The sequence below is a fragment of the Streptomyces sp. NPDC052042 genome (assembly GCF_044548345.1).
Lineage (GTDB): Bacteria > Actinomycetota > Actinomycetes > Streptomycetales > Streptomycetaceae > Streptomyces.
Genome location: NZ_JBIUBU010000061.1, coordinates 1 through 10,511, shown reverse-complemented (window position 1 = coordinate 10,511; position 10,511 = coordinate 1). Strand labels below are relative to the sequence as shown.

The following is a 10,511-nucleotide window of genomic DNA, read 5'->3' as shown; positions in this document are numbered from 1 at the left end:
GCTTGTGACTAGAGACCTCAAGCTTCGCAGGGAACGGCGTGTTTCACGTATCCGGCCAGGTCAGAGCGCCCACACATACGGCAGGAGAGCCCTTTATGGCCTCCGCGCTCTCCCTGCCTGACAGCGCGTACGTCCCCGTCTCCGCGACTCCGATCAAGGTGCTGATCGCCGGTCATTTCGGAGTCGGGAAGACGACGTTCGTTGGCAGCGTCTCGGAGATCGATCCCCTGCGCACCGAGGAGCGCATCACCACCGCGAGTATCGGGGTGGACGACCTCACGGGCCGCGGTCAAAAGACGACCACCACGGTCGCGATGGACTTCGGCCGTATCACTCTGCCGGGCGACGAGTTCGCCTTGTACCTCTTCGGTCTCTCAGGGCAAATGCGGTTTCTTCCAGTCACGGATGAGCTGATGCAGGGGGCGAAGGGCGCGGTACTCATCGCCGACACCCGCACCCTGGACAGTTCGTTCCCGGTGGCGGACTACTTGGAGAAGCGTCGCGTTCCGTATGCCGTGGCGCTGAACCAGTTCGATGACGCCCGCCGCCAGTACGACCTTGCGGAGGTGCGGACGGCCCTCGACTTGAGGCCGGAGACGCCATTGGTCCGGTGCGACGCCCGCGACACCTCCAGTTGCAAGGCCACGCTGATCACCCTGTTCGAGTACCTCATTTCCCTCGTGACTCCGGAGCATTCGTGACCGTCCACCCCGTCCCGGCGCCGGGAGACCGCCGCCGGTTCCCGATGTACACCCAGGAGTTCGCCGCCGATCCGCACGCCGCGTACCGGAGGATGCGGGACGAGTACGGGGCGCTGGTGCCGGTCGAGTTGCACCCCGAGCGCAACGCGACTCTTGTGGTCGACCACGCGATGGCGTTGAGGATCCTCAACGACCCGGTCAGCTTCCCCGCCGACCCGCGGGAGTGGCAGCAGACTGTGCCGGCGGACTGCCCCCTCCTGCCGATGATCGGATACCGGGAAAACGCGCTGCGCAGCGCGGGCCGCGAGCATGCCCGGTACCGGGCTTCGAACGTGGACGCGCTGCGCGGGGTCGCGTTGCACGAGGTGGAGCGGACGGTACGGCGGGCTGCGCGGCGGTCCATCAACAGATTCTGCGCGCGGGGGGAAGCCGATTTCCTGAACGAGTTCGCCAAGCCGGTTGTCCTCGGCTCGATCAGCGACATGGCGGGTGCCCCGAACCAGCTGGCTCGCAGGATCGGCACTTCCATGAAGGCGGTTTTCGAGGGTGGGGCCGATGCCGAACAGGCCAACAACGTGCTCATGAAGGCGCTGCAGGATCTCATCAACCTCAAGCGGGCCTGTCCGGATGACGATCTCGTCACCCGGCTGATCCAGCACGAGTCCGCGCTCACTGATCCGGAGCTCGCCCAGCAGTTGGTGACCGTGTTCGGCGCCGGCTATGAACCGACGACGAATACCATCGCCAACACGGAGCTGAGGATCCAGACCAGCGCACAGGTCATGGACGGTGTCTCCAGTGGCGCCTTGAGTATTCGGGAAGCCTTGGACGAGGGGCTCTTCAGCGATCCGCCGATGGCGAACTACTGCCTGTCCTATCCCCCGCGGGCGGTGGTGATGGACGACCACCAGGTGCTGCTCGCGCATCAGCCGGTCGTGATCAGCCTGGCAGCCTGCAACAACGACCCAGCGCTTGGCGGCCTTGAGCAAAGGCTCGGGAATCGGGCCCATCTCGCCTTCAGCACCGGCCCTCACGCCTGCCCCGCCGCGGACATGTCCATGATCATCGCCCAGGCGGCCCTCGACGAGGTCACCGAGGCGCTGCCGGACATGCGGCTCGCGATCAGCCCGGACGAGGTTCGCTGGCGCCCCGGACCGTTCCACCGGGCCCTGGCCGCACTGCCCGTGTCCTTCGCACCGACACCACCTCTGACCGACTGAGTACAACGGAGGAGAACCGCATGGACAGCAGCGTTTTCGCACTGAACCCGCAGGCGCCCGACCGTACCGGCGAGGACGCAGCACTCAGGGCCCGCGGCCCGGTCACGCGCGTCGACGTGCTCGGCGTCGAAGCGTGGGCCGTGAGCAACCCGCAGTGGCTGCGTCAGATGCTCACCGACCCGCGGGTCTCGAAGGACGCGCGGGCCCACTGGCCCGAATTCGAGACCGCGACGGCCACCTGGCCCCTGGCACTGTGGGTCAGCGTCCAGAACATGTTCACCGCGTTCGGACAGGAGCACCGCCGTCTGCGCAAGCTCGTCCAGACGGCGTTCACCGCCCGGCGCACACGCGCCATGATCCCCGTCATCACCTCGATCGCCGACCAGCTCCTCGACGGCATCGAGGCCACATACGCCCCCGGTCAGCCCATCGACCTGGTCGACGTCTACGCCCGCCGTCTGCCGATCCTCTTCATCTGCCGGCTCATGGGAGTGCCCGAGCAGGACCACGACCGGGTACGGCGCCTGGCCGACGTGATCTTCTCGACGTCGCACACCTGGGAGGAGCAGACGGCCAGCCAGGCCGAGCTCTACGCACTGCTGCGCGACCTCGTGGAGCTCAAACGCGAAACGCCGGCCGACGACCTGACCAGTGCTCTCGTCGCCGCACGTGACGACGAGAACAGAGCACTGAGCGAGAAGGAACTCACCGACACACTCCTTTTGATGATCACCGCCGGATTCGAGACCACGGTGGGGCTCATCACCAACGCGATCCGCAACCTGCTCACCCATCCCGACCAACTCGCCCGCGTCCGCGCAAAAGAGGCGACCTGGGGCGACGTCGTTGAAGAAACGCTCCGCCGTGACGCACCCATCGCCAACCTTCCGATGCGATACGCCACCGAGGACCTCCCGCTCCCCGACGGCACCGTCATCCCCGCCGGTGAACCGATCCTCGCCTGCTACAGCGCGGCCGGCCGCCACCCCGACGAGTACGGACCGGACGCGGACCAGTTCATCGTGCTGCGGCTGAACAAGGAGCACCTCGCCTTCGGGTACGGCGCCCACCTGTGCCTCGGAGCGCCCCTGGCCCGCGCCGAGGGCGAAATCGCCCTCGCCAAGCTGTTCGACCGCTACCCCCACGCCCGTCTGGCCGATCTCGACGACCGCACCCCGGTTCCCAGCTTCATCTCCAACACCTCTGCCCGTCTCGGCGTCGTCTTGGAGCCCGTCCCGGAGAAGGACACGCGATGAAGACACTCACCCCGCCCATCAGTGCCCCTCCGGCCGTCGAAACACCAGGTGACCAGGCCTCGTTCACAGCACCGTCGAGCGCCCGACTCACGCAGTGGCTCCTCGGCGGCAGCCACCATCACCCTGCCGACCGCCGGTTGGGCACGAGTGTGCTCCGCGCAGCGCCCTGGTTCGAGCGGGCCGTTGAGCTCAATCACCTGTACGCGCACCAGACGGTGTCGATGCTCCGCGAAACCGGGATCAGGCAGTTCGTCGACCTGGGCAGCGGACTGCCGACCAGCAACGACCGCTTCCCTTCCACGGCGGTGTCCGCAGGCCCCAGCGCCACGGTGATCCACGTCGACTCCGACCCATACGTCATCCAGCACGGCCCCCAGCTCGTAGCCGACCCGGCGCGGCACCGGTTCGTGCACGCGGATCTGCGCCAGGACATTCACCGTGTCCTGGACGGCCTTCGCACGCACGGCCTTGACTTGGACCGGCCCACAGCGTTCCTGCTCCACAACAGCCTCCCCTGGATCACCCACGACCAGGCTGCCCGTGACGTCGTAGGCGCGATTCTCGGGTGGGCGCCGTCCGGCAGTGTCCTCTCCCTCACCCATCTCACCGCTGATCTGTGCCGTGACGGATCGGCCGGCACCGCAGCCGAGTGCTTCGCCGCAGGGGGACTTCCGGTACGCCTGCGGACGGCCGAGGAAATAGCCGATCTGATAGACGATCACCCGAGTCCTTGGTCTGTCCGAGTGCCTGGCATCGTTCCGGTCGACCTGTACCACCCGAGACAGTGCCGCGCGCCGGTCCCGATCGGCGACAGCGGCGCCTACGCAGCCATCGCGATCCATCCGGATCCCGCACACCGCTGACCCACCCAGCCAGCCGTGGTCCGCAAGGAAAAAAGGGTGCTCCTCGCAGACCATGGCTTCCCCGGAGCCTTTCCGGCCGGCGCCGCACGGCGAACCCGGCACCGGAGAGGCTGGCCCGGGCCCGGCGGCCATCCCCCTGTGCTGCCTGCGTCCTGCGCCCCGGCTGTCTCCCGGCCCGTGACTCCGGGAGACAGCCGGCCCCACCCGGCTTCGCATCCGGTCGAAGTACAAGAAGTACCGGCGACCCGCCGGTGAAACCGACCAAATGGTGCCCAAGCTCACGCGCATATGCGAAGTAGCAGGCATCGACCTAGCAGCCGTTCCCCGGAGTGCTGGCCAGCACCCTAGCCCGCTTCCAGGGAGCGGTGGGCCCTTGCTTCACCCCCCTTCAGCGTTTACGAGATCCGACGACAGGAACGCCGTGAGCACCACCAGCGCGAGCACTACACCCGACTGCCCCCATTCCCCGCCCTGCCCAGCCGCGTGCGCGCCCGACTCCGGCGCCGCACGGTCGATACGCCCGTGCCCGGAGCAGGGCTGGAGCCTTTTGTGCAACGGCCTGGTCCACTTCGCCGACACGGGCGGGGTGCGGCCGGACGGGACCGTAGTGGAGCCCATTCGGCGTATTCACGATCACCAGACCATGGGGGCAGCGGCGTGACCGGCATCAGCCGTCTCCCCCGTCAGACCATGCGCCCCGGGCGGGCCGTCGGCACCGTCCTGGCCCTGTATACGGTGGTCGGCGGTGCCCCGCTGCGGGTGCCGGAGCGGTACGTCCCACTGGACGACGAGCAGACGCTGTCGGCAGCGACAGCGCCCCGGCTCGGTTCCGATCTGCGTAAGGTCACCCTGGTCGACGGCAGCGACGTCGCCGGACGCGCGGTTCGGCGGCGGGGCCGCTGATGCTCTCACAGACACAGGTCCTGCCCCTGCGCCAAATCGAATCCCTGGACGCAGTCGCCTCCGGCGGCACGCCGGAGGACGCCGCCCTGAGACTCGGCATCAGCGTCCCCACGGTGTGCCGACGACTCGACGACGCCCGCGTCGCGATGCAGGTGGTGGGCAGCAGCCTGCGGACACTGATCTACACCTACGAGGTCCATCACGGGGCAGGCCGCCCGGAGCTGAATCCGCCGTCGGAGATTCCCGACCTGGATCCGCTGACCACGCTCATATGGGCCGGCCTGCGCCTGGACGTACCGGATCGGCTGCTGGTGCCGGAACTGGCAGCCCTGGCCGAAGTGGACGCTGCCGAGGTCACGGCCGTGCTCGACCAGCTGACGGAGCAGTACCACGTCCCGCCGCACGGGCTGATCCGAATCGGACTCCATGCCGGCGTCCTGTCCGGCAAAGAGGGAACCCTTCCCTGCTACGCACAGCGCCGTCGTGACCCCAGCGGCGGGCCATGGAACCTGGGAGCTACCCGCTTCCGGGTGCTGGAACTGCGTGCCGCCGGGCTCAGCGTCATCGGCTGTGCGCAGCGGACGGGCATGGTCCAGGCAGCGGTGTATGCGCATTTGCGGGAGTGTGCGCGGCACGCCGGGGTCGAAGCACAACGGTCTCTCGTACACGAGGCGGTGCGAGCCGGCATCTTGATTCCGCCCGCTTCGGCGGGGCCTGGCGGTGTGCCGCTGTCCGGGGCGCTGGCCGCCGTGTGGCGGGGGATGGTCCTGGACGTGCCGGATCGTCATCTGGTGGGAGCGATCAGCCGACAGACCGGGCTGCCGGCCCGTGAGGTCGACCGGCATCTGAGGCACTTGCGGAGCATGGGAATGCCCGATTGCCGCCTGGTGCTCGCGGGCTGGGAGGCCGGGGTGCTGGATGAACAGGCCAAGATTGTGGCGCCCGTTCCGGAACTGAGCCTGCAGGGCGGGGCCGGTGCCCCGGCTCGGGCCCACAAGGCATCGGACCCGATGAAGCTCACCGGCCAAGAGGTTTGGGCCCTGGGCCTGGTGGCCGTGGAAGGGCTGACGATTCCGGACGCTGCGAAACACATGGGCATTACCCCGCACACCGCGCAGGAGTACCTGCGTAACTGCCGGCGAGCGGCGGGGACTTCGTCGGTCCTGACGGCCATTCACAAGGCCTGCCTCGCGCGACTGCTCAACCCGTTCCCGCTGGATCCGGCCCGGACATGGGAGGTGGCGGACGATGTCCGCGCCGTGTGGCGGGCACTGGTCCTGGACACACCTGAGAAACGCCTCGTCCGCGACATTGCGGCAGTTGCCGGCCTGTCCACGGACCGCGTGGAGGAGTGCCTCGATGAGCTGCATTCCACCGGCCTGACGAGCGCGCAGCTCATCGTCGAAGGCTGGGCGCACCAGGTGCTCGACAGCGAGGCCCGGCTGACTCCGCCCCGCCTGCTCATCCCATCCGCCGACGTTCCGGTCCCCCGCCACGCGGTCCGCCCCGACCGCGACGATCCGCTGGGACTCCTGCCCGCAGGCCAGGCCGCCGGGCCCCTCCGATCGGGCGCCGGCGGCCTGGTGGGCAACCAGGTGGCCGGTGTCTCGTACGACTTCGTGCGAGTCGCCCCTGAGACGTGCCGTGCTCTGCTGGAGCAGACTGCTGCCGACCGGTGGGGGCCGGTTCTGGGGCTGCCTGACGCTGGTGCCGCCCTGCTGGTGACCGCGGCAGGTGCGGACGGACTGGGGCGGCGCGGAGCTGTGGGACGGTTGTCGGCCCGTGGCCGTGTGGTGCGTCTGCCTGAGGACGGACACTGCACGACACCCGACGGCGCGTACTGGGCAGCCCCTGCGGACCGGCCGCTCTGGGATCACGGCCTGATCGCGCATCTTCTCAACCCGCACGAGCCCCGCCTTCCCGGGTCATGCCTGAGCACACACCTCGCGGACGGCAGAGCTGGCTCTCTCATCTGCCGCGCCACCCCTGTCGTAACCCCCGACGCACCTGGGCCACCGGCATCCCGTCCGGCCATCCACACGGGCCCGGACGTTCTTACCGACGCGACCCCGCAATGAGGAGATATGGAAACTGACTACGAACGTCGACTGCGCGAGATGGTGGAGCAGGTCGAGGCGTGTGGTTCCATCCGCACGCATGCAAACGATCGCGGCCAACTGGCCACCCACCTGAAGCACGCCGAAGACGCCCTCGAGATCGTGCGGGCCGTAGAAGACCGCCCGCTCCCTCCCGCACTGACCAGGAACTTCCACCGACACCTCCATCGGCTCTTCGCATGGCGGGCCCGGGAACCCTTCCAAGCGCTCGCCGGGGAGTTCAGTCTCGTGCACATCGGTGAAGCGCTGATCCAAGAATCCGAGGAAGGGTCCGCGTCCGCGGAAGCCACCGAAATGGAGCGGCTGGTCCATGAGTTCAGGATCTTCCACACCCATCCGATAGGAGGAACCGGCACCTACACCGCGCTCAGGCTCACCGAGAACCAGGAATCGCCCGAACTCTGGTACTACGACATCAGGCAGGACCCGACTCGGCTCCACCTCGGGTACGGCGACTACCTCGACGTCATGCTGCGCATCAAGGGCCTGTACGACTGGCAGTACCTCTTCGTGGAGCCGGATCCGAACAACTACGGCATGTGTGTGTCCCTGTCCTACCTGCACGACGGGCTGGACTTCCTGTCCCGGGAGTTCCCGGACGACGACCTGTCGGATCTCCGGGCCAGGCTGGAGGAGCGCATGCGAGTCGTGGACAAGGGCAAGTAAGCCAGCCAGCACAGTCGTTCAGGGTTCTGCAAGTAGCCGACCAGGACGTAGTTATCCTGCACACCAACCCGAACGAAATGCGTACACCTCGCCCCTGACGCCGGCGGTCACGCCCAATCGAACATGTGAGCCACTGCGTAGGCATGGTCCGGGGCTCGGAGAGCCTGCTGCGGTGAATCCGTAATTCACCGCGGCAGTTCTCCTGGCGTGCGTTCAGCTGCTGTTGTGAGCTGGTCGGCCAGATGTTTGAGAGCTGGTCTGAGCTCGTCGGGGCGGTGGATGGTGAAAGGCCATTCGAGCGAGGCGAGCAGGTGTGCCATACCGTCGAGGCGTTCCACGCGAGCCTGCATGCGGACACCGACCGGTTGAGCGGTGAGTGTGACAGCCGTGCGTGGCAGTCTGCGGGCGATCTCGGCTAGAGGGCCGTGGATGGTCACTTCGACCTGCCAGCGGTAGGGCCCCTGGGCGATGGCCAGGCGGACGCCGAGGTGCCGGTGCCCGACGGCGGCCAGCCACCCGGCGCACGCCCACTCGCGGCCCTCCTTCGTCTTGTGACACGCGAACAGCGGTGCTCCGAAGCCGGGCTCTGCGCCCGCGCGCTGCTCGCTGGTGACGCGCAGCTCCTCGTACCGGGACGCCGGGAACTCGCCCGGCTCGACGTCCTTGCGCCAAGGGCAGCGCGGGCACGGGACCTTGCAGCGCGGTACCTGCCGGGCGGTCACTCGCCGCCCTCCGTCGAGTCCAGGTACTCGTCGTAGAGCTGGGCGACCTCGTCGGCGTGCTGGACGATCCACTCGGCGGCGGCCTCCCGGGCGACCGACGTACGGGCGCCGGACTCCTCCCAGACAGCCGCGAGGGAGTCGATCGCGCCGAGGCGGGGCCGGTCGACGGCGGGCTCGTCGGTGATGGGCTCCCACCGGGCGACGATCACCGGCCATTGTTCCACCTCGACGGCTTCGACCGTGTCGCCGTACCAGCCGTGGTTCTCGGGCGGCGGCCCGACCTCGTAGTGAACCGCCCCGATTCGAATGGAGACTCGATTTCATGAAAGGATCGAGTCATGGCACAACCTCTGACCGTCCGCGCACCCACGCCGGGCAGGCCAGGCAGGTCGAAACACGTGGAGTACGCACCCGTCTTCGCCCCTCGGCTGCCCATACGGCGAAGGCCGTTCCCGCGCTGCACGGTCACCGCGTTTTGTCGTCCCCTTCCTCCAGGGCGGGAGGCTCCTTCCAGGTCAAGGTGTTCAGACCGCGCACCAAGCTCGCCAGACTTTCCGAGCTCCTCGACGCAGCCAGAACGGACGGCTCCTCGGCATGCGCTTCCGCTGGCGCCGAGGAGCCGTTGAGGTTGCGTTTACTCAGCCTCGAATCCGCGCCAGCACTCTCTCCACGTCGTCCTGGGTGTTGTAGAGGTGGAAGGAGAAACGGGCGCGTCCGTCCATGACGGAGAATCTGATACCCGCCTCCCGCATGCGTCGTTGTGCCGCCTCACTCACGGAAACCGAGGCGATAGCAGAGTTGGACGCTTCGAGACCCAGGCTGGCGCGGAAGCTATTCGCCAACGCGACGTTGTGCTGGTGGATTCGCTCCACACCCACCGCATTCAGAACGTCCAACGCCACCGCGGTGCCCACCCAGCTGTGCCACGCCGGCGAGATGTCGAAGGCACGCATGTCCTCCGCCAAGCGCAGCGGCATCCCGTAGTGTGCGCCCGGCTGACCCGCGTACCACCCCGCTGCCAGCGGCTTCAGCCGCGCGGCGAATAGCGGGTGTCGAACGGCCAGATCGGCATGGGCCGTCAGGAACGCGGTCCCCCGTGGTGCGCAGAGCCACTTGTAGGCGGCTACCGTGAGGAAGTCGACATCGGTGGCGCGCACCGGCAGCCACCCCGCAGCCTGTGTCGTGTCCAGCACCGTCACCGCGCCCACCTCGCGAGCCCGCTGGGTGATCGCGACGATGTCGGCCACCTCGCCTGTGGCCGATTGGGCTGCCGAGAAGCTCACCAGCGAGGTCTGCTCGTCGATCGCCTCGACGAGAGATGCCATCGGCGCCGTGCGGACCGTGACCCCACGATCCGCGTGGACCGCGAAGGGGAAAACGGCCGAGGTGAATTCGATGTCGGGAACCAGCACTGTGCCCCCATCCGGCACTGCTGCCGCGACCGGGGCCAGCATCTGAGACACTGCGGCCCCGGTGGCCACCCGCTCCGGGGAAATGCCGACCATCAGCCCGAAGGACTCCCGAGCGGCCTGCACGGATTCCGCCCAGGACTGCCATGGCGTGAGACCATGCCGCCACTGGTCCAGGGAGGTCTGCAAGGCCTCCCACGCCGGGCGCGGGGGCGGTCCATATGAACAGGTGTCGTGAAAGGTCGTCTCGAGATCCCACCAGCTGGCGGCCTCGGCCAGGCTCAGCCCCGATGTCAGCTGCGAAAAACCGCCCCTGGGCCGTTCTCCGGGGCCATGCAGGCCGCTCATGCGAGTTCTACAATGAGCTCGATTTCGACCGGGGCGCCGAGCGGAAGCTCCGCGACTCCCACTGCGGAACGGACGTGGCGCCCCGCCTCCCCGAAGATCTCACCGAGCAGGTCCGACGCGCCGTTAACCACGGCCGGCTGCCCTGTGAATCCCTCGGCCGACGCGACGAAACCGACGACTTTCACGATACGTGCGACGTTGTCGATGCCGACTAGTACTCCAGTCTGACTTCGCGATCTTGTCGCGGACCCGGCTGGGAACGGGTACGGCCACCGCGTGATCATCGGGGGTTGTGTGGACTCCTGA

Annotated in this window: 12 protein-coding genes; 8 read left to right on the top strand and 4 right to left on the bottom strand. The window is 68.0% G+C overall.

Features of this window, described 5'->3' with window-relative positions:
• Positions 1 to 95 precede the first annotated feature (95 nt).
• The 8 genes from ACIHCL_RS36610 to ACIHCL_RS36575 all read left to right on the top strand — a co-directional run bounded on the left by ACIHCL_RS36610 (position 96) and on the right by ACIHCL_RS36575 (position 7,726).
• Positions 96 to 701, top strand: coding sequence for a GTP-binding protein (locus ACIHCL_RS36610; protein ID WP_399868874.1), 606 nt, complete (start codon positions 96 to 98; stop codon positions 699 to 701).
• Entirely contained in the window at positions 698 to 1,921 is a 1,224-nt protein-coding gene (locus ACIHCL_RS36605; protein WP_399868873.1) for a cytochrome P450, read from the top strand. Before ACIHCL_RS36610 ends, ACIHCL_RS36605 begins: the two co-directional genes overlap by 4 nt.
• Before the next feature lie 20 nt (positions 1,922 to 1,941).
• Entirely contained in the window at positions 1,942 to 3,177 is a 1,236-nt protein-coding gene (locus tag ACIHCL_RS36600) for a cytochrome P450 (RefSeq protein WP_399868872.1), read from the top strand.
• The gene (locus tag ACIHCL_RS36595; protein ID WP_399868871.1) at positions 3,174 to 4,040 is read left to right on the top strand and encodes an SAM-dependent methyltransferase; all 867 of its coding nucleotides are present in this window, start codon (positions 3,174 to 3,176) and stop codon (positions 4,038 to 4,040) included. Before ACIHCL_RS36600 ends, ACIHCL_RS36595 begins: the two co-directional genes overlap by 4 nt.
• A 421-nt stretch (positions 4,041 to 4,461) precedes the next feature.
• Complete coding sequence (locus ACIHCL_RS36590) at positions 4,462 to 4,701, top strand: DUF5999 family protein (protein ID WP_399868870.1); 240 nt, start codon at positions 4,462 to 4,464, stop codon at positions 4,699 to 4,701.
• Positions 4,698 to 4,943, top strand: coding sequence for a hypothetical protein (locus tag ACIHCL_RS36585; protein WP_399868869.1), 246 nt, complete (start codon positions 4,698 to 4,700; stop codon positions 4,941 to 4,943). The genes ACIHCL_RS36590 and ACIHCL_RS36585 overlap by 4 nt, the downstream gene beginning before the upstream one ends.
• Complete coding sequence (locus ACIHCL_RS36580) at positions 4,943 to 7,021, top strand: hypothetical protein (protein WP_399868868.1); 2,079 nt, start codon at positions 4,943 to 4,945, stop codon at positions 7,019 to 7,021. The genes ACIHCL_RS36585 and ACIHCL_RS36580 overlap by 1 nt, the downstream gene beginning before the upstream one ends.
• A 6-nt stretch (positions 7,022 to 7,027) precedes the next feature.
• The gene (locus ACIHCL_RS36575) at positions 7,028 to 7,726 is read left to right on the top strand and encodes a hypothetical protein (RefSeq protein ID WP_399868867.1); all 699 of its coding nucleotides are present in this window, start codon (positions 7,028 to 7,030) and stop codon (positions 7,724 to 7,726) included.
• Positions 7,727 to 7,911: 185 nt separating this feature from the next.
• Here the strand turns inward: ACIHCL_RS36575 and ACIHCL_RS36570 are convergent, their stop codons facing one another.
• From ACIHCL_RS36570 to ACIHCL_RS36555, 4 genes are all read right to left on the bottom strand, one after another.
• Positions 7,912 to 8,448 carry a DUF6283 family protein gene (locus tag ACIHCL_RS36570; RefSeq protein WP_399868866.1) on the bottom strand — a complete coding sequence of 179 codons (537 nt, stop codon included), beginning with the start codon at positions 8,446 to 8,448 and terminating at the stop codon, positions 7,912 to 7,914.
• Complete coding sequence (locus ACIHCL_RS36565) at positions 8,445 to 8,672, bottom strand: hypothetical protein (protein WP_399868865.1); 228 nt, start codon at positions 8,670 to 8,672, stop codon at positions 8,445 to 8,447. Before ACIHCL_RS36565 ends, ACIHCL_RS36570 begins: the two co-directional genes overlap by 4 nt.
• A gap of 414 nt (positions 8,673 to 9,086) precedes the next feature.
• A complete protein-coding gene (locus ACIHCL_RS36560) occupies positions 9,087 to 10,205 on the bottom strand; it encodes an aminotransferase class V-fold PLP-dependent enzyme (RefSeq protein WP_399868864.1) in 1,119 nt (372 codons plus the stop codon).
• The coding region (locus ACIHCL_RS36555; RefSeq protein WP_399868863.1) for a RidA family protein at positions 10,202 to 10,511 on the bottom strand (310 nt) is incomplete at its 5' end. The genes ACIHCL_RS36555 and ACIHCL_RS36560, both read right to left, overlap by 4 nt.

Coding starts and splice junctions, on each gene's coding strand:
- ACIHCL_RS36600 (WP_399868872.1), top strand. CDS start 1,942: ATGGACAGCAGCGTTTTCGCACTGAACCCGCAGGCGCCCGACCGTACC.
- ACIHCL_RS36580 (WP_399868868.1), top strand. CDS start 4,943: ATGCTCTCACAGACACAGGTCCTGCCCCTGCGCCAAATCGAATCCCTG.
- ACIHCL_RS36610 (WP_399868874.1), top strand. CDS start 96: ATGGCCTCCGCGCTCTCCCTGCCTGACAGCGCGTACGTCCCCGTCTCC.
- ACIHCL_RS36575 (WP_399868867.1), top strand. CDS start 7,028: ATGGAAACTGACTACGAACGTCGACTGCGCGAGATGGTGGAGCAGGTC.
- ACIHCL_RS36560 (WP_399868864.1), bottom strand. CDS start 10,205: ATGAGCGGCCTGCATGGCCCCGGAGAACGGCCCAGGGGCGGTTTTTCG.
- ACIHCL_RS36595 (WP_399868871.1), top strand. CDS start 3,174: ATGAAGACACTCACCCCGCCCATCAGTGCCCCTCCGGCCGTCGAAACA.